Source organism: Streptomyces sp. UG1 (genome assembly GCF_049974585.1).
GTDB lineage: Bacteria > Actinomycetota > Actinomycetes > Streptomycetales > Streptomycetaceae > Streptomyces.
In genome coordinates this window covers 37168-63346 of the sequence record NZ_JBNGGG010000054.1, presented here as the reverse complement: position 1 = coordinate 63346, position 26179 = coordinate 37168, and the positions used below count along the sequence as shown (strand labels likewise).

The 26179-nt window shown below is 70.8% G+C and carries 25 protein-coding genes and 1 tRNA gene; 10 read left to right on the top strand and 16 right to left on the bottom strand.

The window, feature by feature from the left end; all coding sequences use genetic code 11:
• The 7 genes from ACP4J3_RS43615 (at position 1) to ACP4J3_RS43585 (ending at position 3905) form a co-directional block, all read left to right on the top strand.
• Positions 1-882 (top strand): hypothetical protein, encoded by an 882-nt coding sequence (locus ACP4J3_RS43615; RefSeq protein ID WP_426542555.1) that lies wholly within the window; start codon positions 1-3, stop codon positions 880-882.
• Between the two features lie 165 nt (positions 883-1047).
• Positions 1048-1425: a DUF7715 family protein gene (locus tag ACP4J3_RS43610; protein WP_426542553.1), complete on the top strand. Its 378-nt coding sequence runs from the start codon at positions 1048-1050 to the stop codon at positions 1423-1425.
• Complete coding sequence (locus ACP4J3_RS43605) at positions 1422-1808, top strand: HNH endonuclease (protein ID WP_426542551.1); 387 nt, start codon at positions 1422-1424, stop codon at positions 1806-1808. Before ACP4J3_RS43610 ends, ACP4J3_RS43605 begins: the two co-directional genes overlap by 4 nt.
• 280 nt (positions 1809-2088) lie before the next feature.
• Positions 2089-2673 (top strand): DNA primase, encoded by a 585-nt coding sequence (locus tag ACP4J3_RS43600; protein ID WP_426542549.1) that lies wholly within the window; start codon positions 2089-2091, stop codon positions 2671-2673.
• 180 nt (positions 2674-2853) lie between these two features.
• A complete protein-coding gene (locus tag ACP4J3_RS43595) occupies positions 2854-3258 on the top strand; it encodes a hypothetical protein (protein WP_426542547.1) in 405 nt (134 codons plus the stop codon).
• Positions 3259-3302: 44 nt separating this feature from the next.
• Positions 3303-3593: a hypothetical protein gene (locus tag ACP4J3_RS43590; RefSeq protein WP_426542545.1), complete on the top strand. Its 291-nt coding sequence runs from the start codon at positions 3303-3305 to the stop codon at positions 3591-3593.
• Positions 3594-3689: 96 nt separating this feature from the next.
• Positions 3690-3905, top strand: a complete 216-nt coding sequence (locus tag ACP4J3_RS43585) for a hypothetical protein (RefSeq protein ID WP_426542543.1) — start codon at positions 3690-3692, stop codon at positions 3903-3905.
• A 157-nt stretch (positions 3906-4062) separates the two neighbouring features.
• On the opposite strand, the gene cyaB is transcribed toward ACP4J3_RS43585, so the two are convergent.
• Positions 4063-4617 carry a class IV adenylate cyclase gene (cyaB, locus tag ACP4J3_RS43580; protein WP_426542541.1) on the bottom strand — a complete coding sequence of 185 codons (555 nt, stop codon included), beginning with the start codon at positions 4615-4617 and terminating at the stop codon, positions 4063-4065.
• Positions 4618-4634: 17 nt separating this feature from the next.
• Complete coding sequence (locus ACP4J3_RS43575; protein WP_426542539.1) at positions 4635-5486, bottom strand: helix-turn-helix domain-containing protein; 852 nt, start codon at positions 5484-5486, stop codon at positions 4635-4637.
• A 613-nt stretch (positions 5487-6099) separates the two neighbouring features.
• On the opposite strand from ACP4J3_RS43575, the gene ACP4J3_RS43570 reads away from it, so the two are divergent.
• Positions 6100-6483: a hypothetical protein gene (locus ACP4J3_RS43570; protein ID WP_426542537.1), complete on the top strand. Its 384-nt coding sequence runs from the start codon at positions 6100-6102 to the stop codon at positions 6481-6483.
• 217 nt (positions 6484-6700) lie between these two features.
• On the opposite strand, the gene ACP4J3_RS43565 is transcribed toward ACP4J3_RS43570, so the two are convergent.
• The 5 genes from ACP4J3_RS43565 to ACP4J3_RS43545 are packed head-to-tail and all read right to left on the bottom strand — an operon-like array spanning position 6701 to position 8481.
• Positions 6701-7021, bottom strand: coding sequence for a helix-turn-helix domain-containing protein (locus tag ACP4J3_RS43565; protein WP_426542535.1), 321 nt, complete (start codon positions 7019-7021; stop codon positions 6701-6703).
• Between the two features lie 8 nt (positions 7022-7029).
• Positions 7030-7221: a hypothetical protein gene (locus tag ACP4J3_RS43560; RefSeq protein ID WP_426542533.1), complete on the bottom strand. Its 192-nt coding sequence runs from the start codon at positions 7219-7221 to the stop codon at positions 7030-7032.
• Positions 7218-7514 (bottom strand): hypothetical protein, encoded by a 297-nt coding sequence (locus ACP4J3_RS43555; protein ID WP_426542531.1) that lies wholly within the window; start codon positions 7512-7514, stop codon positions 7218-7220. The genes ACP4J3_RS43560 and ACP4J3_RS43555 overlap by 4 nt, the downstream gene beginning before the upstream one ends.
• Positions 7511-7768, bottom strand: coding sequence for a hypothetical protein (locus tag ACP4J3_RS43550; protein WP_426542529.1), 258 nt, complete (start codon positions 7766-7768; stop codon positions 7511-7513). Before ACP4J3_RS43550 ends, ACP4J3_RS43555 begins: the two co-directional genes overlap by 4 nt.
• Positions 7765-8481: a hypothetical protein gene (locus ACP4J3_RS43545; RefSeq protein ID WP_426542527.1), complete on the bottom strand. Its 717-nt coding sequence runs from the start codon at positions 8479-8481 to the stop codon at positions 7765-7767. The genes ACP4J3_RS43550 and ACP4J3_RS43545 overlap by 4 nt, the downstream gene beginning before the upstream one ends.
• A gap of 233 nt (positions 8482-8714) precedes the next feature.
• On the opposite strand from ACP4J3_RS43545, the gene ACP4J3_RS43540 reads away from it, so the two are divergent.
• The gene (locus ACP4J3_RS43540) at positions 8715-9230 is read left to right on the top strand and encodes a hypothetical protein (RefSeq protein WP_426542525.1); all 516 of its coding nucleotides are present in this window, start codon (positions 8715-8717) and stop codon (positions 9228-9230) included.
• Positions 9227-10561: a tyrosine-type recombinase/integrase gene (locus ACP4J3_RS43535; RefSeq protein ID WP_426542523.1), complete on the top strand. Its 1335-nt coding sequence runs from the start codon at positions 9227-9229 to the stop codon at positions 10559-10561. Before ACP4J3_RS43540 ends, ACP4J3_RS43535 begins: the two co-directional genes overlap by 4 nt.
• 96 nt (positions 10562-10657) lie before the next feature.
• Here ACP4J3_RS43535 and ACP4J3_RS43530 read toward each other — a convergent pair.
• The 9 genes from ACP4J3_RS43530 to ACP4J3_RS43490 form a co-directional block, all read right to left on the bottom strand.
• Positions 10658-10731 (bottom strand) — tRNA-Thr (locus ACP4J3_RS43530).
• Positions 10732-10826: 95 nt separating this feature from the next.
• Positions 10827-12455, bottom strand: a complete 1629-nt coding sequence (locus ACP4J3_RS43525; RefSeq protein WP_426542521.1) for an alpha/beta hydrolase — start codon at positions 12453-12455, stop codon at positions 10827-10829.
• A 153-nt stretch (positions 12456-12608) separates the two neighbouring features.
• Complete coding sequence (locus tag ACP4J3_RS43520) at positions 12609-13814, bottom strand: DNA polymerase III subunit delta' (RefSeq protein ID WP_426542519.1); 1206 nt, start codon at positions 13812-13814, stop codon at positions 12609-12611.
• A 312-nt stretch (positions 13815-14126) separates the two neighbouring features.
• Positions 14127-17294, bottom strand: a complete 3168-nt coding sequence (gene tmk, locus ACP4J3_RS43515; RefSeq protein WP_426542517.1) for a dTMP kinase — start codon at positions 17292-17294, stop codon at positions 14127-14129.
• 177 nt (positions 17295-17471) lie between these two features.
• Positions 17472-20324 (bottom strand): type I DNA topoisomerase, encoded by a 2853-nt coding sequence (topA, locus tag ACP4J3_RS43510; RefSeq protein WP_426542515.1) that lies wholly within the window; start codon positions 20322-20324, stop codon positions 17472-17474.
• A 246-nt stretch (positions 20325-20570) separates the two neighbouring features.
• Positions 20571-20768 carry a hypothetical protein gene (locus ACP4J3_RS43505; RefSeq protein WP_426542513.1) on the bottom strand — a complete coding sequence of 66 codons (198 nt, stop codon included), beginning with the start codon at positions 20766-20768 and terminating at the stop codon, positions 20571-20573.
• Positions 20769-21189: 421 nt separating this feature from the next.
• The gene (locus tag ACP4J3_RS43500; RefSeq protein ID WP_426542511.1) at positions 21190-22719 is read right to left on the bottom strand and encodes a DUF7059 domain-containing protein; all 1530 of its coding nucleotides are present in this window, start codon (positions 22717-22719) and stop codon (positions 21190-21192) included.
• 36 nt (positions 22720-22755) lie between these two features.
• On the bottom strand, positions 22756-23370 hold the full coding sequence (locus tag ACP4J3_RS43495) for a small secreted protein (protein WP_426542509.1): 615 nt from the start codon (positions 23368-23370) through the stop codon (positions 22756-22758).
• A gap of 196 nt (positions 23371-23566) precedes the next feature.
• Positions 23567-25972 (bottom strand): sodium-translocating pyrophosphatase, encoded by a 2406-nt coding sequence (locus ACP4J3_RS43490; RefSeq protein WP_426542507.1) that lies wholly within the window; start codon positions 25970-25972, stop codon positions 23567-23569.
• Between the last annotated feature and the right edge of the window lie 207 nt (positions 25973-26179).

The window sequence follows — 26179 nt, the reverse complement described above, 5'->3', positions numbered from 1 at the left end:
ATGCCCATCAGCACCTACCAGCTCCAGGCCGAGACTCAAGCCGCTCAGGAACGGGCCCGGCAGCGCCGCGCCGCGACCCGGCGCAGCGTCGGTCAACATGTCGCCGAAGCCCTGCGCAACTACAGCACCCGCGTCCAGGACCTCGAGCGCCTCCGCGACCTGGGCGCCGAACCGCCGGCCGACCTGCTGCACCTGGTCGACACCGCCGAAGCCATCAACCCCCTCGCCGCGGCCGCCGCCGACCAGGCCGCAGCCACACCCGCGCCCCCCGATCCGGCCGACATCTACCGCCAGCTCCGCGACGGCACCGACACCACCACCGTTCTCCGCGACGTCCAGCGCGCCCTCACCAAGGCCAGCGTCACCCCCGCCGCAGAAACCCTGTGGGACAGCGTCCTCGTACTCGCACAGGCCGCCGCCGCACGCGCCATCACAGCCGCACGCCCCGGCGCCCTCATCCAGGCTCTCCAGCCCGTACACGCCGCCCTCTGCCACGAGGCCGGCGCCCTCGTACAGCACCAGCCGTCCATCGTCGACCTGGACGACTCCCACGCCCTGCGCAGCACCCGCACCGTACGCGACGCATACGTGGATTCCCGCGAGCTCCTCGCCCGTATCGGCACCATCGAGGCCTTCGCCGAGGAGCTCCGCGGCGGTGACCGCTACGCACGCCCCGCAGACTTCTGGACCGAACTCCCCGAGGACATCGAAAAGCGCTTCAACCACGCGCGCGTCAGCCAGATCAACATGGCCCACGGCTCCTGGCCCGAGACAGCCAAGAAGGCCCCCGGCTTCCTCGAGTGCCTCGCCGCGGGCGCCCGACGCCTGTTGCCCACCCGCGCGGAACTCAAGGCGGTCATCGACGACCGCGGTCACAACTGACACCCCATGCCACCGGGGCGGCGCGTCAAAGGCACACCCACGGGCCGCTGTTGCCCACACGGTGACCCATGGGCAGGCGAGCAACCGGACACCTTTCACCGGCGCACAGACCCTCCCAGCGCACCGCCCCGGAACACCCACCCCACCCCACAGGAAGGTCACCTCGTGCTCGTACTCGCCGCACCCCACACTGAGGATCCCCGCGACGGCGGATTCGTCCACACGACTCCCGGCGAACTCCTCATCCGCCCGTTCGTCTGCGGCGCCGGCGGAAACGGCGCCTGCGGCTGCGAACGCTCCTGGGCCGGAGTCACCAGCCGCGGGGCAACCACTCTCGCCGAAGTCGTCGACCGCCCCGACCTCACCCAGGACGTCTATATCGACCTCATCGTCGGCTACTTCACCCAGGCGTGGGGGTGGGACCGCGAGGACGCCGAGGAGGAAGCCGTCGTACTCGCAACCATCGCCCACGACTTCGGGCCCGGCGCCCTGCTCACCATCTTCAACGGCGAGGAGATCACCCGACTGGAGCCCCAGCCGTGAACACACGCAACTTCCCGGACAACCCCCGCCCCCGTACGACACCCCCCGGCACACGCCGCACCTCCCCCCTCCCAGCCGACTGGGCAGCACGCCGCGCCGCCGTCTTCGAACGCGACGGCAATCGGTGCACATGGCTCGAGGACGGCCAACGCTGCACCCAGGAGGCCAGCGACTGTGACCACATCGGCGACCCAGACGACCACAGCCTCGACGCACTGCGCGCCCTCTGCGGCTACCACCACCGCAAGCGCACCGCCCTGCAGGCCCGGCTCGCCCGGGGCCCCATGCCGAGCAGGGAGCGACCACGCGCCGCGCATCCGGGACTCCTCACCGACGAACAAGCAAAGGCCAAGCGCAATGAGCAGGACGTTCCCAGCTTTTGACCAGGGATCTCCCAAGGGGGTGGGGCAGGCCCCCGGTCCGGAGTCAATCTGCGCACCGGTGCGGCATAGCAACTCGCTGTAAGCATGCTCAGCCGACTTCGTTTTTTCGAGGCACCCCCCAGGCCCCTGGCGGGGGCGTGGGCGCCCTGGCGGCCGTGGGCTGGGGCGTTCAGACCCCTCGAGCGGGAGAGCCCGACACAGCCCCTCGCACCTTCAGGCCTCTACTAACTGTGCAGGTCAAACCATGTTCTACCGTTACACGCAGGGGTAGGATGGGAGCATGAACACGAGGACTTGCGAGCGGTGCGGCGAACACCTGCGGGCGCGGCACTCGCACCGCGCCAGGTTCTGCAGCACCCGCTGCAGGGTGGCCGCACACCGCGAGAAACATGCGATTCCTGCCGAACTTCGGGCCCGGGAACGGTGGGTTCGGCGCAGTTCGAGCAAGGTTCCGCTACGTTCCGACACCGGCCGCCCGGCCTCGTCGACCGATCCGGCGACGTGGACGACGTACGCGGCGGCCGCCGCGTCGCCGCACGGGAGCGGGCTCGGGTTCGTCCTGGCGCACGGCGACGGCATCGTGGTCCTGGACCTCGACCACTGCCTCGTCGACGGCGAGCCGAAGCCGTGGGCGCGCGAGATCCTCGAGCGCTGCCCCGCCACCTACGTAGAGGTCAGCGTCTCGGGCGAAGGACTCCATCTGTGGGGGCGCGGCCGCATCGGCCGCGGGCGCCGCATCCGCTGGCCGGACGGCGCGCACATCGAGATCTACTCCGCCGAGCGGTTCATCGTCCTGGGGGAGCGCTACCGCCACGCGCCGCTTCACCTCGCGGACCTGAGCGACCTGGTCGCCGAGCTCGCCTGAGCACATCGGCCGGTGAGCGGCGCTCACCCTGCAGAAGGGGCGTTCCGGGCCCCTGGAGGGCATGAACGGGGCAGTGATCGTGAACGGCCCTCTCGCAGGGTCGGCCCTGTGACGGTAAGGGAAGTGGCTGGTCACCGGTCTGGAGGGTGTGGCAGGAAGGCGTGATGAGAGGAGTAGGTCATGGCGGACGCCGAGAAGGCGCCGGCGCTCCCGAAAGGGCTCCGCCCTCCGGGGCGCGCGCTGTGGCGGGCGGTCACGGGGGACTGGGAACTGCGCCCGGATGAGCTCCGGGTGCTCGAGCAGGCGTGCCGAACCCTCGACGACGAGGCGCGCTTGCGCGAGGAACTGGACCAGGCCGCGGTCATGACGGCCGGATCGATGGGACAGCCGCGCGTCTCGCCGCTGTTCGCCGAGGTGCGCGCCACGCGTGCGCTGCTGGCGAAGCTGCTGCAGCAGCTCGGGCTGCAGCACCTCGCAAACGACGAAGAGGGCGACCAGGGCCACGACGTGGAGGCGTCCCGCCGGGAGTGGCAGGCCCGAGCTGCTGCCGGCGCCCGGTGGCGCCGTGCGAAGTACGGAGCGTGAGCGGCACCGCCGCGGCGCTCGAGGAAACGGAAGGAACAACACTCATGGCCGTCCCGCGCCGGAAGCGGCCGTCCGCCGCCGGCACCCTGCCGACGCCCCCGGATCACCTGCGCCACCTGTTCGTTGAGGACTGGGTGCGCCCCGACGAGGAACAACCCGCGTGGTCGCTGCCCGGCACGTGGCACGAGTGGGCCTACCTCGAGGCCCGTACCCGGTGGCGCAGGGCCGCCAACGAGTGGCTGAGCGCCCACGACATCCCGCACAAGCGGTGGTGCGAGGTGATCCCCGGGCAGCGCCCCCGATGGCGCCAGGAGCCCCCTGCGGACCCGAGGTGATCCGGCCTCCTGCGCCAAGACGCCCCTCCAACTGGCCGACCCAACGGAGGCGCTCAATCTCTACACACACCCCTACTTGTCAAGTAGGGTTAGGGGATGAACAGTTCGCTTGAATCCAGGGCTCTCGCCGCGTACTTCCGTTACCAGGGCGGCGACACCATCGATCAGCCCTCCCTCTGCGAAGAGGCCGAACACGACGGGCTCAACTATGTCGTGCTCTCCAACCAGCACCGCACCCTCGCCGTTTACCGCGTGCAGAACAGCGGGCAGCTCCGACGCCTGAAGCGCTGGCCGCAGACCCTCGACCACTAGGCGCCCACGGGGCCGCGGTGCCTCCGGGCAGCAGGGCGTTCGGTGCCTCCAGCTCTGGAGGCACCCAAGGGCCCCGGAACCAGGTTCCGGGGCCGATGTGCAGCCGCCCCTCGTAAGAGACGGACTCCAAGCCGTGCGATGCCTTGGCTCGCCGTGTTCAGCGTCGCTGCGCGGCGACCGCGCCGGTGTACGTCTCCCTCGTCAGATCCTCCGCGCCGATGCCCAGCTCGGCGAGGACCGCGCGGATGTCGTCTAGGGCCGCGGGTACGTCCGCCTCGTCGACGAGGGTCTCGAGCTCCAGGAACGTCCCGTCAATCTCTGGCAGCCGCACGAGCGTGGCGAGCATCTGCCGGCCGTGCGCGGTGAAGTCGTAGTTGCGGCACCGCTTCTCGAACCCGATCAGCTCCACATGGCCCAGGCCGCGCAGGATGGCGTGCGCCTGGTCGGCGTCGTCGACGCGGGTCTCGTGCTCCGGCTTTGACCCGGACTCGGCGTCGACCGCGGCGCCCTTGTACGTGAGCACGGTGCGCGTGCCGTCCGCGCCATGCACGGTGCGGACCCGCAGTTCCTCTCCGGCCTTCTCCAGCGAGCCGTCAGGTCGGTCGTAGTACGTGTCCCGGTACACCTCGACCCGGGCAGTGGCCCTCTCGTCCAGCTGCCGCATCACGGCCTCGGGGGCGTGCACGCGCGCTTTCAACTCCGCCTCGATCACCTGCGGTTCCTTCCTCGTCAGATCGTGCGCTCCGCGCCGTCGATGACTGCCTCGAACATCCGCCGGAACCCCCGGTACAGCGGGCCGTGCGGGGTCTCCATCACCTTGTACAGCGCGCTCTCGTGCCCTTCCCACCCGGCGTCGAACGCGCCGACGAACATGGTCCCGTCGGTGCGGATGAGCCGCCACGTCGGGAGCATCCGGTACCGCCATACGCCGACGTCGCCCACCTCGGCGAGCTCCCGCAGCCGCGCCTCAGCGAGCCGCACCCCGGAGGCAAGGGACTCGGTGGACTCCCCGATCTCAGCCGCACGACGGGCCAGGGCGTCGCTGTCGGGGTCGAGGAGAGCGACCCGGACAAGGAGGCCCTTGCCTCCCTGTTCGCGCGGCAGACAGGCGCGCAGCAGCGAATCGTTGAGGCCGATCAGTCCGAGGCCGCGGACGGCCAGGACGTCCAGCTCCGTCGCCGCGCGGGCCTGCTGCTGGATCTCCTCGGCCGCGGAGTTCTGTGCGGCATACACGCGCACCACTTCCGGGAACGCGGCTAGGTCGAACGCGGCGCCCCCCGTCCTTCGCTCCCGGCCCGCGGCCAGGCCGAGGAGGTGGCGTGCGTCGTCGGGCATGTGGAGACCGTCGGCGATCCGCTCGTACACGTCCAGCCTCGACACCTCTCGGCGCCCGCTCATGATCTCGGAGACACGGGCCTGCGTCATGCCCGTCGCGGTGGCGATGCGGGCCTGGCTGGCGCCGGCGTACTGCTGTGCGTGCCGGAACACGGCGCCCATGTCCCGGGCCCTGAGGGCCTGGCGTACCTCGGCGCGCTCCCATGCCCAGTCGGGCAGTTCGATCGGTTCCAGCGCGGTCCCCATGGTGCGGCCCCCGGTATCGCGTGCGGGATGGGATTCCATCTCACCGTGAGATTACCGGTAGGGGATCGAGTCGACACCAGGAGTCACAAGACCCTGGCCAGATCAACAAAAAAGCCCCGGCGGCCGCGCGAACGGCCCCGGGCGTGGCCGACTGGTTGGAGTCGACATGCCGGAGAATACGCAGACCGCAGCACTCGCCAACACCCCCACGGGAGACGGCTGGTGTGCATGGCATGGGGGCAACGCGCGGGGCGTGCGCCTCATCAGCGTCATTGAGCAGGGTTCCGGTCCCGGCACCGTTGGCCACCACTTCGCCTGTGGGCCGTGCCGCCACGCGTTCGACCTCACCCCGCTCGCTGACCGGCCGTGACGTGGCGGCCCACGCCGCCGCCCGTCGACGAGCTGAACCGTGCGCAGTACGACGGATGGCGATGCTGCTGGTGCAACGCTGCGCTGGCCAACGGTGCCCGGTCGGCCGGCCGCGCCAAGGGATTCAGCGGCGTCCACGACTTGAGTGTCGAGGTGTACGAGTGCGGACCCCGCTGCCCCAAGCGGCCCCGTCGCCACGGGCCTGCCACACACATCCAGAAACAGGGAGACACAGGTGAGCGGCATGCGCACCAAGACCGATGAACCTGACGCCGCGGCGTTCGGCGAGCTGCTGATCACCTCGGCCGCCGGCCGGGGTCGTGCGGCCGCGCAGGCCCTGGTGGAGGAGGAGACGATCCTTGCCCTCGACAGCGTGCGCCGACTCCTCGTCGTGGAGAGCGAGGACGGTCCGGTGTGCCGCTGGGAGGGGCTGATGGGCCGCCTGTATGGGCTCGGCCTGGACGACGCGCAGCGGGCGTTCCTCGGCCTAGTCCTGGGCATGGTGGGCATCGGCCTGCACACGCTCTCGGCGGTGGAGAAGCTGGACGAGCGTCGTCTTCTCATCCTGATGCGGGCGATGCCGACGCTGGCGGGCAACGACCGCGTCGCGGTCGGCACCCGCCTCTAGCCCCCGCTGCCGGCAGCATCGCCGACCGCGCCCTCGTCACTCCGGCCGGGAAAAGTCTTGGGCTCCGCAGCGAGCCCAAGACTCCCCTGAGCCACTCCCGAAACGGCTCCGGCCATCCCCGATTCCCCCGGGGATGGCCGGAGCCTTGTCGCGTCGTACGCCCCGCTGTGCTCCGTTCATACGGTGCCGGGGGCGCAGACCGTGACGAGCGGCGCGGCTACGGCCGTGACTGCCGGCGCGCGCGTATGTGCTGCGCGAGCTGGTGGATCGCGAACCGTGCCACGTCCTCCGGCTCGCCGCGGAACTGCGCTGTGAGGACAGCGACGTCCTGGCGCAGCTGCGTGCTCTCGGGCAGCAGCAGACCAGCCGCAGCAGGCGCCGCAGGATCGGGCGCGGCCGCGGGCGCCGGCGGGGGCGTCTCGGCGAGGTCCCTGCGCACGGTGTCGCGGGAAACGCCCAGCTCGGAAGCGATCTGCGCCGGGTTCATGCCGCGGTCGGCCAGATGGGCGACGACGATCCGGCGCGTCGCACGGGACATGGCAGCCATCACGCACCACCCCGCCTGGCAAGGGCGTGCGCGAAGAGGCGCATGCCCTCGCGGTCGCGCACGGCGTACGCGGCGAGCAGGCAGGCGAACAGGACCGGCGTCGGTACCGGCTCGATGGGGCGCCGCGCGGCCGCGCCAAGCGCCTCACGCTCGGTCGGGCGCGGAACCGGGTAGCGGCGAGGATGCTTCACCGGCCCTCACCCCGTGCGGCGCGTACGCGGCGAAGGCCTTCGTCCATGTCCTGTCCGCAGACGCTGTCGGCTCCGGAGACGAGGCGCAGCTGCGGCCGCTCCGCACCACGGCCGCGCGGCGAGGCCTCCCTCATCACCTTCAAGGACTTCTTGATGCGGTCCGTGTCGGCGTTCCCCGGAGCGTCCCGGCACAGCAGGACCTGAACGAGCATGTCCAGCTCGGCCACCTGGACGCGCAGCTCGGACAACTGCCGCTCGGCGGCCGCCAGGCGCTGCTCGGTCGACTGCGTCATACCTCCCACCCCCACTCCGCGGCCTGAGCCTTCATGCGCTCCGCTGACTCAGCGGTAGGCCGGTCCGCGATGACCACGAGCCGCGCCCTGTGAGCCGTCTCCGCGTGCCTGCGCAGCCGCACGCGCACGCCATCGAGGCCCTGACGCAACGCGTCCGCCTGCCGAGCGAGCCTGCGCACGCGCCGCCACAGCCACACGAACGCGACGACGAGGACGACGACCAGGACGAGGAGCACGTACAGGAGCGCGGTCATCGGCCCTCACCCCGCTCCGCGTGGGTCACGACGTCGATGTGGCTCAGGGCGATCCCGCCCGAGTAGCCGTCGACGAGCACCACGGGCGTGTGACCGCCCAACAGCCACGCCTCGCTACGCGTGCGCGTCATCAAGCCGTCGTCGTCGCGGGTGAGCGGATAGGCCTTCACCTGAGTGCCCACTGGGTGCGCCGTGTTCCACCGTTCCACTTCGACGGCGCCGGCTTCGGTCCGCATGTCGACGGTGGTGCGGTCGGCCTGGGTGCGCTCTTCGGCGGGGAACTGGGCGTCGACGGAGCGCTGTACGGCTGCGGCCTCCCGCTCGTGCTCGTCGCTCGCGTGGTCCTCGTCGTCCTGGTCGTCGTCGAAGTCGGCCAGAGCGATGCTGTCGTAGGCGTCGGAGACGAACCGCTCGGCGTCGCCGCCGTACAGCGGCTCATCGATGCGCGGCCGCGGCTGCCCCGCGGCCCGGTAGCCGGTGGCCGGCTTCTCACTGAGTCGGGCCCGCAGGTAGTCCGCGGACCATCCGGGGTCATCGCCGCGGCGCAGGACGCCCTCGAGGGCAACCCGGGCATCCATCACGCGGTCCAACAGGATGCGGTCGTGCACCTCGCCATCGCCCACGGTCGCGGCGTGCGGGATATCGACGGCCTCGAGGACAGCCGCCAGGAGCGCGCGCAGCTCCCCGGCGGAAGGTTCGATACGGTCGGTCATGGGTCTGGACTCCTTGATGCGAAGGGTCTGGATCAAGGCGCCGTTCGGTGGTTGCACCCACCGGACGGCGCCGTTGCGTTCTCAGACGGCCATTTGGCAGTCATCGAGAGCCAAGCAGGTTCACACGCGTTCAGTCAAGTACGCGGGGCACATCAATGAGTTCCGCTTAGTTCAGTAGCAGAACCAGCGCCCTTGTTGACAGGCTCGATGGCCTGCGCGGTACGTTGATGAACGTGAGCGATGAGAAGCGAACGGAAGGCGCCGACGTATGGCACCTCCTAACGAGGCGCGAGCCCGGCGAAGACCCGGCTTGGGACGCCCTGGGTGATGAGTGGGTGGCCGTCGACGGCGTCATTGCAGGGGGCCGCTTGTACGCGAAATGGACAGACACCGAGGGAGGACAGAGCCATCTGTCCGGCCTGTGCTTCGCAGACGTCCCGATCACCGCGGACCTTCTCCGCTCAGTTCCGGTCGGCAGGCTCGAGAACATGAAGGCAGGGAAAGCGGCTATGCCTGTCGAACAGTTCCTCCGAGAGCTTCAGCCGCTCCGGCGCCGAAGCGGAGAGGATCCAGAGCGATTCTCTGAGCGCGTCGCTGCCTACTACCGCCAGTTCGCTGTCTTCACCTCGAAGCCCGCAAAGATGATCGCTGATCACTCCAGAGTTCCAGCGCCCACGGTGCATGGCTGGATTCGAGAAGCACGCTTGCGCGGAAAGCTGCCACCCGGGAAGCGAGGTAAGGCCGGATGAGCGGGCGCCGCGGGAACGGCGAATCGTCCATCTACTTCTCCGAGGCGGACGGGAAGTGGCACGGCTGGGTGACCGTCGGCACGAAGCCCGACGGCCGCCCGGACCGCCGGCACCGCATGGCCGCGACCGAGGCCGAGGTGAAGAAGAAGGTCCAGGAGCTGGAGAAGCAGCGGGCCGCGGGCAAGGTCCGCAAGGCCGGCCGACCGCCGACCATCGAGCAGTGGATGGACACCTTCCTGGACACCGTGTGCGCGCGGAAGGTCGAGGACCGCTCGATGGCGCCTCGGACGCTGGACGACTACCGCAGCAAGAACCGGCTGTACATCGTGCCCGGCGTCGGCAAGCACCGCATCGACCGCCTGGCCCCCGAGCACCTCGACAAGCTGTACCTGAACCTGCTGCGCACGGGCGGCGAGGACGGGGAACCGCTCGCCAGCTCCACCGTGCTGAAGGTGCACCGGATCATCAGCCGCGCGCTGAAGGTGGCCATGCAACGGGAGATGATCACGCGGAACGTCGCGACCCTGCTCGATGCGCCGTCCGCCGACGAGACGGAGATCGAGCCGCTGACTCGCGCGGAGGCCCGCGCGGTGCTGGACGAGGCCGCCCGCCGACGGAACGGGACGCGCTGGTCGGTCGGGGCCGCCCTCGGACTGCGCCAGGGCGAGGCCCTCGGGCTGCGCTGGTCGTACATCGACTTCGAGACGGGCATGATGCGCGTCCACTGGCAGCTGCAGCGGCTGAAGTGGCAGCACGGGTGCGAGGACCCTCACGCCTGCGGGGCGCGGCTCCACAGGAAGGCGTGCAAGAAGAACTGCACCACGCACAAGAACTACAAGCGCGGGTGCCCGAAGCCGTGCGCGAAGGACTGCACGGAGCACGCGAGTCGCTGCCCGCAGCGCAAGGACGGCGGCCTCGTCTTCCGCACGCCGAAGGGCAAGAACAAGCGAATCGTGCCAGTGCCCGCGCCGCTACTGACCGCGCTGCGAGTGCACCGGACCACGCAGAAGCGGGAGCGCCTGGCGGCCGGCGAGCTGTGGAAGGAACACGACCTCGTGTTCTGCCAGGAGAACGGCAAGCCGATCGATCCGCGGCACGACTGGGAAGAGCTTCAGGACATCCTGGACGCCTCCGGCGTGGTCCCCAGGGGCACGCACGCCAGCGGCCGGCACACGGCGGGCACCCTGCTGACGGAAAACGGCGTCGGGCTGCGAGTCGTGATGGAGATCCTCGGCCACTCACAGCCGCGCGTCGCGCAGCGCTACACCCACGTCTCGTCTCCGCTCGCGGAGGACGCCGCGACGAAGATGGGAGACGCGCTGTGGGGCTGAACGTTGTACCAGGAGCTGTAGCAACTGCAACTAGGACTGCAACTGCCCTGGAAACGACTCAGCGGCTTCCCGGGGGAAACCGCTGGTCAGGTGCTGAGCCGCCTTCGGGATTCGAACCCGAGACCTACGCATTACGAGTGCGTTGCTCTGGCCATCTGAGCTAAGGCGGCGCGCCGTCCGCACTATGGTGCGATCGGCAACGTCGGTAAGTCTACACAGTTTCCGGGGCGCTCCGTACCAGCCCCTTCGGTCGTCGCGATCAAGGCTATGAGCAGCGCTTTCCCTCGGTCGGCGGAGTGCCTCGGAGGAGGTATGCGTTGATCGTGTCGTCGATGCAGGAGCTGCCCCGGCCGTACGCGGTGTGGCCGTCGCCCTCGTAGGTGAGGAGGCGGGAGGAGGAGAGCTGGGCGGCGAGGGCTCGGGCCCAGCGGTAGGGGGTCGCGGGGTCGCGGGTGGTGCCGACCACGACAATTGGGGACGCGCCCTTGGCCTCGATGCGGTGGGGCTCACCGGTGGGGGCGACCGGCCAGTACGCGCAGTTCAGGGTGGCCCAGGCCAGGCCCTTGCCGAAGACGGGGGACGCCTTTGAGAAGGCGGGGAGGGACTTGCGGACCTCGTCGGGGGTCGAGAACGCCGGCGGGAGGTCGAGGCAGTTGACCGCCGCGTTGGCGAACATCAGGTTCGTGTAGCGGCCGCCGGCCTCGCGCTCGTAGTAGCTGTCGGAGAGGCCGAGGAGGCCCGCCCCGTCGTTCTCCCGCATCGCCGCGTTCAGCGCGTCGCGCAACTGCGGCCACGCCCCCTCGTCGTACATCGCCGCGATCACACCGGTGGTGGCGAGGGACTCGCCCAGCTCACGGCCGTCCACGTCGCCGGTCGGAATGGGCCGTGCGTCGAGTTTGCCGAAGAAGGCCTTGAGGTTGCGGCCGACGTCGGTCGCCTTGGTGCCGAGCGGGCAGTCGCGCTGCCGTACGCAGTCCCTCGCGAACGCCTGGAACGCCGTCTCGAATCCCGCCGTCTGGTCGAGGTTCAGCCGGCGCGCGGGCAGGGAGGGGTCCATCGCGCCGTCCAAGACCAGCCGGCCCACCCGGTCGGGGAACAGCCCGGCGTACGTCGCGCCGAGGAAGGTGCCGTACGACGCCCCCACATACGTCAGCTTCTCGTCGCCCAGCAGCGCCCGCAGGATGTCCATGTCCCGGGCCGCCTCCACGGTGGAGACATGGCGCAGCAGGCCCGGCGCGTCCGCCCCGCACCCCTCCGCGAACTTCTTGTGCGCCGCGATGAGCTTGCCGGTCTCCTCGGCGTCGTCGGGCGTGAAGTCCGTCTGCGTGTACGCGTCCATCTCCCGTCCGTCGAGACATTCGACGGGCTGGCTGCGGGCGACTCCGCGCGGGTCGACCGCGACCATGTCGTAGCGGGCGCGCACGTCGACCGGGTAGCCGATCCCCGCGTACTGCTGGAGGTAGCCGATCGCCGAGCCGCCGGGCCCGCCCGGGTTCACCAGCAGTGACCCGATCCGCTTGCCCGGCCCCGTCGCCTTCTTGCGGGCCACGGCGAGCCGGGTCTCCCCGGCCTGCGGCTTCGCATAGTCGAGCGGCGCCCGCATCGTGGTGCACTGGAATCCGGGCACCCCGCAACTGCGCCAGGTCAGCTTCTGTTCGTAGTACGGCGTGAGCGCGGTCGGCGTCGACTGCGGCAGCGCGGCCAGCGCGGCCTCGGCCGCCGGGCTCCCCGAGCGCGCCGGCCCGCCGGAGGTGCAGGCGGAGGCCAGCAGCGCGGCAACGGCGAGGAGGCTGCCTAGCGTGCCGGCTCGCCTGCGGTGCGGGCGGCGGTTGCGTGCGCCGGGCCCGGTCGGGCTCGGCGCTGGGCTGACTGGAGAGCTGCGCCTGGTGTGCATCAGGCGAGCGTAACTCTGCGCAGCGAATTGAATGCCGTGCGTGCACGGTGTGGCTCGTACGTGTTACATGGTCAACCTCCTGTTGATCAGCGGGTGGGGCGAAGCGGTGGGCGGCCGGCCTGGCCCGTGCGATTCGGCCCGTGCGGTTCGGCTTCAGCCCGCTCTGAGTGCCATCGTCATCGCCTCCACCGCCAGCAGCGGCGCCACATTGCTCTCTAGGGCGTCGCGGCAGGCGGCGATCGCCTCGATACGGCGGAGTGTGGACTCCGGGGCACTGTCGCGGGCCAGGCGCTCCAGGGCGTCCTCGGCGTCCGTGTTGGCGAGGGCGACGCGGGAGCCCAGCTGGAGGGCGAGGACGTCGCGGTAGAACGCGGTGAGGTCGGTCAGGGCGAGGTCGAGGCTGTCGCGCTGCGTGCGCGTACGGCGCCGCTTCTGCTTGTCCTCCAGCTCCTTCATCACGCCGGCCGTGCCGCGCGGCATCCGGCCGCCCTGGGCCGCGCCCAGCGCCGCCTTCAGCTCCTCGGTCTCCTTGGCGTCGATCTCCTCGGCGAGTTGCTTGGCGTCCTCGGCGGCGGCGTCCACCAGCTCCTGGGCGGCCTTGAGGCAGGCGCCGACCTCGCCGAGGCGCAGCGGCAGCTTGAGGACGGCGGCCCGGCGCTCGCGGGCCGCCGGGTCGGTGGCCAGGCGGCGGGCCCGGTCGACGTGGCCCTGGGTGGCGCGGGCGGCGGCCGCGGCTACGTCGGGCTCGACGCCCTCCCGCCGTACGAGCATGTCGGCGACGGCGTCGACCGAGGGCGTGCTCAGGTTCAGGTGGCGGCAGCGGGAGCGGATGGTGGGCAGGACGTCCTCGAGGGAGGGAGCGCAGAGCAGCCAGACGGTGCGGGGAGCGGGCTCCTCCACGGCCTTCAGGACGGCGTTGGCGGACTTCTCGTTCAGCCGCTCGGCGTCCTCGACGAGGATGATCTGCCAGCGGCCGTTCGCCGGGGACGTGAACGACTTGCGGACGGTGTCCCGCATGTCGTCGGCGAGGATCTGGGTGCCGACGGCGGCGACGGTGGTGACGTCGGCATGCGTGCCGACCAGGGCCGTATGGCATCCGTCGCAGAAGCCGCAGCCGGGGGTGCCGCCGAGTGCCCGGTCGGGGCTGACGCACTGCAACGCGGCGGCGAAGGCCCGCGCCGCCTGGTTCCGGCCCGCGCCGGGCGGTCCGGTGAACAGCCAGGCGTGCGTCATCTTGGACGCCTGGGGGGGCGGCGCGTCGGCGGCCGCGGCGGTGACGAGCGCGTCGGCGTCCCGAGCGGCAGCGCCCAACTGCTCACTGACCCGCTCCTGGCCGACCAGGTCGTCCCACACGGTCATGGGTCACGCCCGCCTTTCGTCACACTTCGCGTTGCACGATCCATTGTGGGGGGCGGCACTGACAACGGGGGCGGAACGGGCGGCGCCCCTCCGGTATGGCGGCGCCCCTCCGGTATCGGATGGCATCGGGCAGTCGTGCGGGTGCGGGCCGGTGGGGTGTCGCACGGCTTCGGGAGAGACCAGCGACGATGGCGGCCGAGGCGGTGGCGGCTGTTCACGCGCATGCGGCCGGCGGGGGCTGATCGCGCAGTTCCCCGCGCCCCTTGGGTCGGCCCGGTCACGCCTTCCCAGTGGTACCCGGCCCCGCCGGCGTCAGCGCCGTCGGCCCCGCCCCCGGCCCCCGTCCTCGTCGTACTCGTCCTCATGCGGACCCAACAGCTCGTCCGCCAACGTCGGCAGATCGTCCAGCGGCGTCTCCTCGGCCCAGTCGGACCGAGCCCTGCGTCGCGGGGCGCCCTGCTCGTCGACCTGAGGCATCTCGCGCGTGCGTTCCTCGTCGCGGAAGTACCCGGGCGGAACCCGAACCCCGGGCTCGTCCCCCGACACGGGAGGCAGGACGGCCGTCTCGTCGGCCGCACCCGGCGCAACCGGCGGCAGCACAGCCGTCTCGTCCGCCTCCGACGGCACCGGCGGCTGCGGCAGCTTCGCCGTCACCTCGGACTCGGACTCGCCCGAGGGACGATCGCCCGAAGGACGGTCACCGGAAGCCGGCTCGTCGCCCCTCCCCTGCCGCTCCTCGTCCCGCACCGGACGCAGCACGGTCGTCTCGTCCGACGACGACCCGCCCGGCGTCACCACGGGCGTGGGCACCGTCACCGCGTCCCCGGAGCCGGCCCCGGCCGCAGGCCCCGTCGGCTTCGGACCCGCCTCTGCCGCGGCCGCCGCCTGCTCGGCCAGTCGCCGGGCCTCCTCGGCCCGCAGCAGGGCCTCCTCCGCCTTGCGCTGCTTCTCCAGGCGGACTGCCTCCGCCTCCGCGCGCAGCCGGGCCTCTTCCTCTGCCTGCTTGCGGCGCCGCTCCTCCTCGGCCTTGCGGCGCGCCTCTTCCTCCGCGCGCGCCTTCTCCTCCGCAAGGAGTCGCTGACGCTCCTCCTCAGCCCGTCGACGCGCTTCCTCGGCCCGCTGCCGGGCCTCCTCCGCCTGCCGTTCCGCCTCGCGGCGCTGCGCCTCCTCCAGCTCGCGCCGCTTGCGCTCCTCCTCCTCGGCGCGCAGCCGGGCCAGCTGCTCCTGGCGCTCGCGCTCCAGGCGCTCCTCCTCGGCCTTGCGGGCGGCCTCTTCCTCGGCCTTGCGCCGGGCCTCCTCCTCGGCCTTGCGGCGCGCTTCCTCCTGCGCCTGGATCTCGGCCTCGGACAGCGGCAGCATCTGGTCGAGCCGGTGCCGGACGACCGTCGTCACGGCTTCCGGCTCCTGGCCCGCGTCCACCACCAGGTAGCGGCCGGGGTCGGCCGCGGCCAGCGTCAGGAAACCGGAGCGCACGCGCGCGTGGAACTCCGCCGGCTCCGACTCCAGCCGGTCCGGTGCCTCGGTGAACCGCTCGCGGGCGCTCTCCGGCGAGATGTCCAGCAGCACGGTCAGATGCGGTGCGAGCCCGTTCGTCGCCCAGCGGTTGATGCGGGCGATCTCCGTCGGGGACAGGTCGCGGCCCGCGCCCTGGTAGGCGACGGAGGAGTCGATGTAGCGGTCCGAGATCACGACCGCGCCGCGCTCCAGGGCCGGGCGGACCACGGTGTCCACGTGCTCCGCGCGGTCGGCGGCGTACAGCAGCGCCTCCGCGCGGTGCGAAAGACCGGCGCTCGACACGTCCAGCAGGATCGACCGCAGCCGCTTGCCGACCGGCGTCGCGCCCGGCTCGCGCGTGACGACGACCTCGTGGCCCTTGCCGCGGATCCACTCGGCGAGCGCCTCGGCCTGGGTGGACTTCCCCGCGCCGTCCCCGCCTTCCAGGGCGATGAAGAAGCCGGACGTCGCGGGCACCTGCTCCGGGTCGTCCCCGCCGAGCAGGGCGTCCCGCAGGTCTTGGCGCAGCGGCACGCCGGAGCGGTCGTCGACCTTGGCCAGCACCAGCGCGGCCACCGGCAGCAGCAGCGCGCCGACCAGCATCAGCGTGAACGCCGCGCCGCCGTGCGCGAAGACGAACTTGCCGCTCTCCAGCCGGTGCGGTCCGATGAGCGCGGCCACCAGCGGGGCGATCACCGCGCCGAGCGCCACACAGACCCGTACGACGGCGTGCAGATGCTCCGTCGTGCGCGGCCGACGGAATTCCTCGGCTTCCTGGTCGATCAGGGTGTGGCCGGTGTTGGCGGCCATGCCCGCGCCGAATCCGGCGAGCGCGATGATCAGCAGGACGGTGGTGACGTCCGGGACGAGGCCCGCGGCCAGCAGGGCGACGCCGGTGAAGGCGATGGCCAGCGCGAGCAGGCGGCGCCGCGACAGGGCGGGCAGCACGGCGGGGGCCGTACGGATGCCGACGACCACCGCGCCGGTCAGCGCGAGCACCAGCAGGCCGTACAGCACCGGTCCGCCGCCCAGGTCCTTGGCGTGCAGCACCGCGACGGCGACCGCCACGGACACCGCGCCGGCGACCGCCGCGCACGCCGTCACCAGCAGCGCGATCGCGCCGGTACGGCCCTTGTCGACGCCGGAGCCGGTCTTCGGGCGGCGCAGCCCCTCCAGCGGCGACCGCGCGCGCGGGGTGCGCGTGCCGGGCAGCTCCAGGAAGGTCAGCACGGACAGGGACGCGGCGAACAGGCCGGCCGCGACATACGACGCGAGGGCCGCCTGGTGCTGCTCGAACCAGTCGAGCCCGGCACCGAGCAGATTGTTCAGCAGGGCGGCGACGACGAGCGCGGCGGCGGCCAGCGGGACCGACACGAAGCTCGTGCGCAGCGACAGGCGGCGCAGGGCGTCCAGGTGGTCCGGCAGCGGCCGTACCGTCGCGCCCTCCGGCGGCGGGGGCGGCAGCAGCGCGGGCGCCGCGCTCTCCCGGCACACCGTCCAGAAGCGCTCGGCGACGCCGGTCACGAAGACGGTGACCAGCAAGAGCGCCAGCGCGTTGTCCGGCATCCAGTCGATCCACAGGGGCGCGACGATCAGCAGGGCGGCCCGCAGCCCGTCGGCGCCGACCATGGTCCAGCGCCGGTCGAGCGGGCCCTCCTGGGAGGTCAGCGACGTCAGCGGGCCGAGGAGTACGGCGCCGAAGAGCAGGGTGGCCAGGATGCGCACACCGAAGACGGTCGCCACTGCGAACGCCACGCCCCGGTAGCCGCCGCCGAAGGACCCCTCGGCGATCGCCGCCTGGAGGGCCAGCAGCACCAGCACAAGGAGCGCGAGGATGTCGCCGACACCGCCCACCAACTGCGCGCTCCACAGCCGCTTGAGCTGCGGCCGGCGCAGCAGGGCGCGGACGGCGCGCTCGCGGGAGTCCGCCGCGAGGGTGTCGTCGGGGGCCGTGTTGGGGGCCGTTGGCTGCTCGGCTCGCGTCATGCTTTCAGCCTATCGGGAGCCACCGACAGCCCGGCCCGCGCGCCCGAACGTACGGCCGCCCCGACACCAAACTGATGCCGAGGCGTTCGTTTTGCGAACCGTAGGTGAAGAACCAGGCCGTCAACCGGCCCTCAACCGGCCTTTATTGGGGCCTGGTCGGTCCCGAAGTGCGGCGGCTCAGTCCTCCGCCGACGAATTGGCGGCCGTCGCCTTCTTGGCGGCCGTCTTCTTCGCCGTCGTCTTCTTCGCCGTCGTCTTCTTCGCCGCCGTGGTCGTCTTCTTCGCCGCGGTCTTCTTGGCGGCCGTCTTCTTGGCCGGGGCGGCCTTCTTGGCGGTCGTCTTCTTCGCGGCGGCCTTCTTCGCCGTCTTCTTGGCGGGCCCCTTGGCGCGCTTCTCGGCGAGCAGCTCGAAGCCGCGCTCCGGGGTGATCGCCTCGACGCTGTCGCCGGAGCGCAGGGTCGCGTTGGTCTCCCCGTCGGTGACGTACGGCCCGAAGCGACCGTCCTTGACGACGACCGGCTTCTCGCTCACCGGGTCGGTGCCCAGCTCCTTCAGCGGCGGCTTGGCGGCGGCGCGGCCCCGCTGCTTGGGCTGGGCGTAGATCGCCAGCGCCTCTTCGAGGGTGATCGTGAAGAGCTGCTCCTCGGACTGCAGCGAGCGCGAGTCCGTGCCCTTCTTCAGGTACGGCCCGTAGCGGCCGTTCTGCGCGGTGATCTCCACGCCTTCCGCGTCGGTGCCGACGACCCGGGGCAGGGACATCAGCTTGAGCGCGTCCTCCAAGGTCACCGTGTCCAGCGACATCGACTTGAACAGCGAGGCCGTACGCGGCTTGACGGCGTTCTTGCCGGTCTTCGGGGTGCCCTCGGGGAGCACCTCGGTGACGTAGGGGCCGTAGCGGCCGTCCTTGGCGACGATCGCGTGACCGGTCTTCGGGTCGGTGCCCAGCTCGAAGTCGCCGCTGGGCTTGGCCAGCAGTTCCTCGGCCAGCTCGACGGACAGCTCGTCCGGCGCGAGGTCGTCCGGGATGTCGGCGCGCTGGTGCTGCTCGCTGTCCTTCTCGCCGCGCTCGATGTACGGGCCGTAGCGGCCGACCCGCAGGACGATGCCGTTGCCCACCGGGAACGACGACACCTCGCGCGCGTCGATCGCGCCCAGGTCGGTCACCAGCTCCTTGAGGCCGCCGAGGTGGTCCCCGTCGCCGTTGCCGGCGTCGGCCGCGTCGCCGTTGTGGGTGCCTTCGCCGAAGTAGAACCGCTTCAGCCACGGCACGGACCGGGCCTCGCCGCGGGCGATGCGGTCGAGGTCGTCCTCCATCCTGGCGGTGAAGTCGTAGTCGACGAGCCGCCCGAAGTGCTTCTCCAGGAGGTTGACGACGGCGAAGGACAGGAAGGACGGGACGAGGGCCGTGCCCTTCTTGAACACATAGCCGCGGTCGAGGATCGTGCCGATGATCGACGCGTATGTCGACGGGCGGCCGATCTCGCGTTCTTCCAGCTCCTTGACCAGGGAGGCCTCGGTGTAGCGGGCCGGGGGCTTGGTGGCGTGCCCGTCGACCGTGATCTCCTCGGCGCTCAGCGCGTCGCCCTCGCTGACCTGCGGCAGTCGGCGCTCGCGGTCGTCCAGCTCGGCGTTCGGGTCGTCGGCGCCCTCGACGTAGGCCTTGAGGAAGCCGTGGAAAGTGATCGTCTTGCCGGACGCGCTGAACTCGACGTCGCGTCCGTCGGCCGCCGTGCCGCCGATCTTGACGGTGACCGAGTTACCGGTCGCGTCCTTCATCTGGGAGGCCACGGTCCGCTTCCAGATCAGCTCGTAGAGCTTGAACTGGTCGCCGGTCAGCCCGGTCTCGGCAGGGGTGCGGAAGCGGTCGCCGGAGGGGCGGATCGCCTCGTGCGCCTCCTGCGCGTTCTTGACCTTGCCGGCGTACGTGCGCGGGGCGGACGGCAGGTAGTCGGCGCCGTACAGCTGCGTGACCTGGGCGCGGGCGGCCGCGACGGCGGTGTCGCTCAGCGTCGTGGAGTCCGTACGCATGTACGTGATGTAGCCGTTCTCGTACAGCTTCTGCGCGATCTGCATCGTGGCCTTCGCGCCGAAGCCGAGCTTGCGGCTGGCCTCCTGCTGCATGGTCGTCGTACGGAACGGGGCGTACGGCGAGCGGCGGTAGGGCTTGGACTCGACGGACCGGACGGCGAACTGCGTCTGCTCCAGGGCGGCGGCCAACGCGCGGGCGTTCGCCTCGTCGAGGTGGAGGGTGTTCGCACTCTTGAGTTGTCCCAGGGAGTCGAAGTCGCGGCCCTGCGCGACCCGCCTGCCGTCGACGGTCTGCAGGCGGGCGACCAGCGACGACGGGTCCGACGGATCCCCGGCGCGGCCGGTCGCGAAGGTCCCCGTCAGGTCCCAGTACTCGGCAGAACGAAACGCGATGCGCTCGCGTTCCCGCTCCACCACAAGTCGTGTGGCCACCGACTGCACCCGGCCGGCCGACAGCCGCGGCATGACCTTCTTCCACAGCACCGGCGAGACCTCGTAGCCGTAGAGGCGGTCGAGGATGCGGCGGGTCTCCTGGGCGTCGACGAGCTTCTGGTTGAGCTGGCGCGGGTTGGCGACGGCGGCCTGGATCGCGGCCTTGGTGATCTCGTGGAAGACCATCCGCTTGACCGGGACCTTGGGCTTGAGCACCTCCTGCAGGTGCCAGGCGATGGCCTCGCCCTCGCGGTCCTCATCGGTGGCGAGGTAGAGCTCGTCGGACTCCTTGAGCAGGTCCTTGAGCTTCTTGACCTGTGCCCGCTTGTCGGCGTTGACGACATAGATCGGCTCGAAGTCGTGCTCGACGTCCACGCCGAGGCGGCGGACCTCGCCGGTGTACTTCTCGGGCACCTCCGCGGCGCCGTTCGGGAGGTCGCGGATGTGCCCGACGCTCGCCTCGACAACGTATCCGGGGCCGAGGTAGCCCTTGATCGTCTTCGCCTTGGCAGGCGACTCGACGATGACGAGTCGGCGGCCGCCCTGTGCGGTCTCGCTGGTCGGGGACAACTTCGCTCTTCTCTCCGGTCGACGCTGGGCCTCCCCGGGGTCGCTGGTCCCGGGGTCGGGTGGTGGTGACGCTGCGGAGTGTGACGGTACATCCCGCCCTGTTGTCAAACGGGAAAAGCCCGCAACGGCCACTCGAACGGTAACCCGACTTCCGCCATTCCTGCCGCCCGGAGTGCCCACAGGCCTTTTCGAGCCTTTCCGGAAGACGGCCTGCCAATTACCGGCCGCCCAGCTCGTGGGCCGTTCTCAGAGGCGGGAGAAGCACCATGTTCCGAGGATCAATGCGATCACCGAGACCAGGCTCGCGAGGGTCGCCGATGCGACGGGGTTCACACCGTGGGCGACGGGCCGGCGCTGTCGCACCCGGGCCGCGGTCCACACCAGCAGCGCGCCTCCGAACAGGGCGAACACCGCCCCCGCGAAGATCGCCGGTCCCCTTTCCATGGTGCCGCTTGCCCCTTTTCTCCCGTCCGCGAACGCCCAGCCCGGCGAGGCTGACACGCGCGGACGGCGCACAGGCGAACCTCAGGTGAACGCGGGACTGACACGGCTGCGGACCGGCGAGCCCTCCGGCCCCGACCGCCACAACAGCCCCACAAGATCCTCCACCCTCGTCGCCCCCTCCAGCCTCAGACGGCGCCGTGCGCGGGTATCTTTCCGGTCGTCCTGGTGTTGTCGGCCCTGCGGACCGTGCGCATGATCTTGCAAACTCGGCACCAGATCGACTCGAATTTGTTCCCGCGCAGCTTGTCGGCGTTGTCGGCTCCGGTTCTTGCGCGTCTTTTCGCCGGGTGCCCGAACAGTGCTTATGACCTGGCCGGGGCCGGGTTGGTCCCCGACGCAGGCGCAGGCCGCCCCCGCAAGGTCACCGCGCCGGTTCGATGAACCCCTGCTCCACCAGCAGCCGGATCTGCGCGGGCGTGCGGTCGCGCAGCAACACCGGGTCCTCGCCCATCAGTTGGGCGATCGCGTCCAGGATGCGGCCCGCGCTCAGCGAGCCGTCGCACACGCCGGCGAAGCCCGCGCCGACCGTGTCCACCTGGGTGGCCCGGCGCATGCCGCGGTGCTGGCGCAGCACCACGTGCTCCGGGTCCTCGGCGCCGGGCAGCCCGACCTGTTCCTGCACGACCTCGGAGACGAGCCGGAAATGGTCCGCCAGCAGCCCCGCGTCGTCCCGCGCGCGCAGGTAGTCGAGCCGGTCGAAGTGCGCCCGCACCGTGTCGCCGAGCGGCTGCTCGACCGGGTGCGGCCACTCCTCCACGGTGATCGAGGGCACGGCGGCGGACGTCTTCCGCAGGGTGATCCACCCGAAGCCCACGGCCTTGACCTTGCGCGCCTCGAACTCGTCCAGCCACGCGTCGTACCGCGCCTGGTACTCGGCCGCGTCACCCCGGTGGTCCCCGGCGTCCCTGAGCCACAGCTCGGCGTACTGCGTGATGTCCTGGACCTCGCGCTGCACGATCCACGCGTCGCACCCGCGCGGCACCCACGACCTGAGCCTGTCCTGCCACTCCTCCCCCTCCACGTGCTGCCAGTTGGCGAGGAACTGGGCGAACCCGCCCTCGCTCAGCCGCTCCCCCGCACCCTGAACGATCGACCGGCACAGATCGTCCCCGCCCATTCCGCCGTCGCGGTACGTCAGCCGCGCGCCCGGCGAGATCACGAAGGGCGGGTTGGACACGATGAGGTCGTACGTCTCGCCGCTCCTGAGCGGCTCGAACAGCGAGCCCTCCCGCAGGTCCGCGGCCGGGGCGCCGGACAGCGCGAGCGTGAGCGCGGTGATGTGCAACGCGCGTGGGTTGAGGTCGGTCGCCGTCACGCGCGTGGCGTGCTGCGCGGCGTGCAGCGCCTGGATGCCGGATCCGGTGCCGAGGTCGAGGGCGGAGGACACGGGCGTACGGACGGTGATGCCGGCGAGGGTGGTGGAGGCGCCGCCGACGCCAAGGACGACTCCCTCGTCCTTGGTGCCGATCCCGCCCGCCCCGCCGACCGCGCATCCCAGGTCGGACACGATGAACCAGTCCTCGCCCGCGGGGCCGCCGTACGGCCGTACGTCCACGGTCGCCGAGACGTCGTCGCCGGACTCGCCGCCGACCCGGATCAGCCAGCCGCTCTCCAGGCACGCGTCGACGGGCAGTACGTCCGCCACGCGCGCGTGCGGCACGGGCTGCTGCAACAGGAACAGCCGTACGAGCGCCTCCAGCGGCGTGTCTCCCCGGGTCGCCCGGAGTGCGGGCACGGTCTCGCTCCGGGCGAGCGCCGCGTACGCGGGCGCGCCCAGCAGTTCGAGCAACCCGTCGGCCGTGAAGGAGGCCCTCAGCAGGGCCTCCCGCAGCCTCGTGGCAACGTCGGGGCGGTCGGAGGTGGGCAGGGAGGGCAGCGTGGAGTCACTCACGCCCTCATTGTCACCCGCGCCCGCCCCTCGGGCGGCTCAGCCGGTGGCGGTCCCGGCCGACGCGGACGCCACGGCGGCCTGCTTGCAGCCCTCCTGCGAGGTGAGCGCCTTCTTGGTGTCGCCCGACTCCAGCTTCTTCAGCGCGTCGACCGCGCTCTTGCGCTGGGTCTCGACCTGCTTCATCTCGGCCGACACGTCCTTCAGGCCGGACGCGAACTTCGCCTGGTCCTTGGTGTCCAGATCGTCGACCTGTTTCTTCAGGTCGGCGTAGGCCGCGGAGAGGGCGGTGAGCTTGGTGACGACGTCCTTCTGGATCGTCGCGCCGTTGTCGACGCCAGGAGGCGCCCCGGCGTTGCTGATGAGGCTCGCGCGCGCCTTGTAGCCGTCGGCGAGGTCCTGGAAGGCCTTGGCATCGGCCTCCTGGAGCTCCTTGGGCGTGCTCGTGGTGTCCTTGGCCGCCTTGGTGATCGCGACATAGGCCGCCGAGATCTTCGCGTTCTGCGCCGGCACGGCGTCGCAGACCTTCTTGGCCCAGGCGTCGAGCTCCTTGTTGCCCTCGTCGCCCGAGCATCCCGTCAGCGCCAGTGTCAGTACCGCACCGCCGGACAGTGCGGCCGCCAGCTTCTTGTTCACCGGATTGGTCCCTTCCACGGCTCTCGGCCACGGGACCCTACACGTCGCTGGGGGAACGGGAGTGCACCGAATGCCACATACGTGCGTTTTTCTAGCCCTTTACACCATGCGAGAGAAGCGTCACGGCAAGGGCGTGAACAAGCACGAAGCGGGCGGGCGGCGCAGCAACACGCGCCGTCCGCCCGCCTCTTGAGCTGGGCCGTCGTAAGACCGCCTACGAAACCACCGCGGGGTCCGCCGGGTTGGGCACTCGTTCGGCGTTGCCTTCGTCACCCATGGCGATGCCGCGCCGCTTGGAGACATAGACCGCGCCGACGATCACGAGGAGCGAGAGCACGGCGATCGTGATCCGCACGCCGACGCTCTTGTCCTCGCCGTAGCTGAACTGGATGACCGCGGGCGCGATGAGCAGCGACACGAGGTTCATCACCTTCAGCAGCGGGTTGATCGCCGGACCGGCGGTGTCCTTGAAGGGGTCGCCGACCGTGTCGCCGATCACCGTCGCGGCGTGGGCCTCGCTGCCCTTGCCGCCGTGGTGGCCGTCCTCGACGAGCTTCTTGGCGTTGTCCCAGGCGCCGCCGGAGTTGGCGAGGAACACCGCCATCAGGGTGCCGGCACCGATCGCACCCGCGAGGAACGCGCCGAGGGCGCCGACGCCGAGCGTGAACCCGATGAAGATCGGCGCCATCACGGCGAGCAGACCGGGCGTCGCGAGCTCCCGGAGCGCGTCCTTGGTGCAGATGTCGACGACCTTGCCGTACTCGGGCTTCTCGCTGTAGTCCATGATCCCGGGCTTCTCGCGGAACTGCCGCCGCACCTCGTACACCACGGAACCCGCCGACCGCGACACGGCGTTGATGGCGAGCCCCGAGAAGAGGAAGACGACCGCCGCGCCCGCGACCAGTCCGACGAGGTTGTTGGGCTGCGAGATGTCCATCATCAGGCTCATCGGCGCGCCTTCACCGCTGAGCTTCTCGCCGACGTCCCGGGCGCCGGTGGTGATGGCGTCGCGGTACGACCCGAAGAGCGCCGCCGCCGCCAGGACGGCGGTGGCGATGGCGATGCCCTTGGTGATGGCCTTGGTGGTGTTGCCGACCGCGTCCAGGTTGGTGAGCACCTGGGCGCCGGCGCCCTCGACGTCGCCGGACATCTCGGCGATGCCCTGCGCGTTGTCGGAGACCGGGCCGAAGGTGTCCATGGCGACGATCACGCCGACCGTGGTGAGCAGGCCGGTGCCGGCCAGCGCCACCGCGAACAGCGCCAGCATGATCGACGTGCCGCCGAGCAGGAACGCCCCGTACACGCCGAGCCCGATCAGCAGCGCGGTGTAGACGGCCGACTCCAGGCCGACGGAGACGCCGGCGAGGACGACGGTGGCGGGACCGGTCAGCGAGGTCTTGCCGATGTCCCTGACCGGGCGTCGGTTGGTCTCGGTGAAGTAGCCGGTGAGCTGCTGGATGACGGCGGCGAGCAGGATGCCGATCGCCACGGCGACGAGCGCGAGGATCCGCGGGTCGCCGCCCTTGGCCGCGATCGCCTCGTCGGTGATGCCGTCGAGGTCGGCGTACGACGACGGCAGGTAGATGAACACGGCGGCCGCCACAAGTGCGATCGAGATCACAGCGGAGATGAAGAACCCGCGGTTGATCGCCGTCATGCCGCTGCGGTCGCTGCGGCGCGGGGCGACGGCGAAGATACCGATCATCGCGGTGATCACGCCGATCGCGGGCACGATCAGCGGGAAGGCGAGCCCCGAGTCGCCGAACGCCGCCGACCCGAGGATCAGCGCGGCGACCAGGGTCACGGCGTACGACTCGAAGAGGTCGGCCGCCATGCCCGCGCAGTCGCCGACGTTGTCGCCCACGTTGTCGGCGATGGTCGCGGCATTGCGCGGGTCGTCCTCCGGAATGCCCTGTTCGACCTTGCCGACCAGGTCGGCGCCGACGTCGGCGGCCTTGGTGAAAATGCCGCCGCCGACACGCATGAACATCGCGATCAGCGCGGCACCGAGACCGAATCCTTCGAGCACCTTCGGCGCGTCGGCCGCGTACACCAGCACCACACAGGAGGCGCCCAGCAGACCGAGCCCCACCGTGAACATGCCGACGACGCCGCCCGTACGGAAAGCGATCTTCATGGCTTTGTGCGAGACGGCGGTGAGATCCTTTTCCGGCTCTCCCGGCGCCGGGGTCGCTTCCCGTGCGGCCGCGGCGACCCGCACATTGCTGCGCACGGCGAGCCACATGCCGATATAACCGGTGGCCGCCGAGAACGCGGCGCCGATCAAGAAGAACACCGATCGGCCGATGCGCTGATTCCAGTCGTCCGCGGGCAGCAGCATGAGCAGGAAGAACACGACGACGGCGAATACGCCGAGCGTGCGCATCTGCCGTCCCAGATAGGCGTTCGCGCCTTCCTGGATCGCCGACGCGATCTTCTTCATGCTGTCGGTGCCCTCGCCCGCCGCGAGCACCTGGCGCACCAGGACGCCGGCGACCACGAGCGCGGCCAGTGCGACGACCCCGATGATCGTGATGATGATCCGGTTGTCGTCGGTCAGCACTGCCGCTGCGAGGGTTGTGGGGTGGTCTAGCTGATGAGGGGTAGAAAGCCCCGCCATTCGTCCTCCTTGACGCTTGGGCTGAGCTCAAGATGTGGACGGATTCTAGGTACCGGAACCTGATCAAAACAGATGGCGGTAAACGGAATTGGCCTTCACATGCCGTTCAGCAAATGATCGACCATCGATCACGGAACCCGAAAGTGGTAATGCCCCAAAGGCATTGACGCGGACATTTACTTGATCAAATGACCACGCGATTGATCG

Coding starts and splice junctions, on each gene's coding strand:
- ACP4J3_RS43615 (WP_426542555.1), top strand. CDS start 1: ATGCCCATCAGCACCTACCAGCTCCAGGCCGAGACTCAAGCCGCTCAG.
- ACP4J3_RS43600 (WP_426542549.1), top strand. CDS start 2,089: ATGAACACGAGGACTTGCGAGCGGTGCGGCGAACACCTGCGGGCGCGG.
- ACP4J3_RS43595 (WP_426542547.1), top strand. CDS start 2,854: ATGGCGGACGCCGAGAAGGCGCCGGCGCTCCCGAAAGGGCTCCGCCCT.
- ACP4J3_RS43590 (WP_426542545.1), top strand. CDS start 3,303: ATGGCCGTCCCGCGCCGGAAGCGGCCGTCCGCCGCCGGCACCCTGCCG.
- ACP4J3_RS43585 (WP_426542543.1), top strand. CDS start 3,690: ATGAACAGTTCGCTTGAATCCAGGGCTCTCGCCGCGTACTTCCGTTAC.
- ACP4J3_RS43575 (WP_426542539.1), bottom strand. CDS start 5,486: ATGGGGACCGCGCTGGAACCGATCGAACTGCCCGACTGGGCATGGGAG.
- ACP4J3_RS43570 (WP_426542537.1), top strand. CDS start 6,100: ATGCGCACCAAGACCGATGAACCTGACGCCGCGGCGTTCGGCGAGCTG.
- ACP4J3_RS43565 (WP_426542535.1), bottom strand. CDS start 7,021: ATGTCCCGTGCGACGCGCCGGATCGTCGTCGCCCATCTGGCCGACCGC.
- ACP4J3_RS43555 (WP_426542531.1), bottom strand. CDS start 7,514: ATGACGCAGTCGACCGAGCAGCGCCTGGCGGCCGCCGAGCGGCAGTTG.
- ACP4J3_RS43550 (WP_426542529.1), bottom strand. CDS start 7,768: ATGACCGCGCTCCTGTACGTGCTCCTCGTCCTGGTCGTCGTCCTCGTC.
- ACP4J3_RS43545 (WP_426542527.1), bottom strand. CDS start 8,481: ATGACCGACCGTATCGAACCTTCCGCCGGGGAGCTGCGCGCGCTCCTG.
- ACP4J3_RS43535 (WP_426542523.1), top strand. CDS start 9,227: ATGAGCGGGCGCCGCGGGAACGGCGAATCGTCCATCTACTTCTCCGAG.
- ACP4J3_RS43525 (WP_426542521.1), bottom strand. CDS start 12,455: ATGCACACCAGGCGCAGCTCTCCAGTCAGCCCAGCGCCGAGCCCGACC.
- ACP4J3_RS43520 (WP_426542519.1), bottom strand. CDS start 13,814: ATGACCGTGTGGGACGACCTGGTCGGCCAGGAGCGGGTCAGTGAGCAG.
- tmk (WP_426542517.1), bottom strand. CDS start 17,294: ATGACGCGAGCCGAGCAGCCAACGGCCCCCAACACGGCCCCCGACGAC.
- ACP4J3_RS43505 (WP_426542513.1), bottom strand. CDS start 20,768: ATGGAAAGGGGACCGGCGATCTTCGCGGGGGCGGTGTTCGCCCTGTTC.
- ACP4J3_RS43490 (WP_426542507.1), bottom strand. CDS start 25,972: ATGGCGGGGCTTTCTACCCCTCATCAGCTAGACCACCCCACAACCCTC.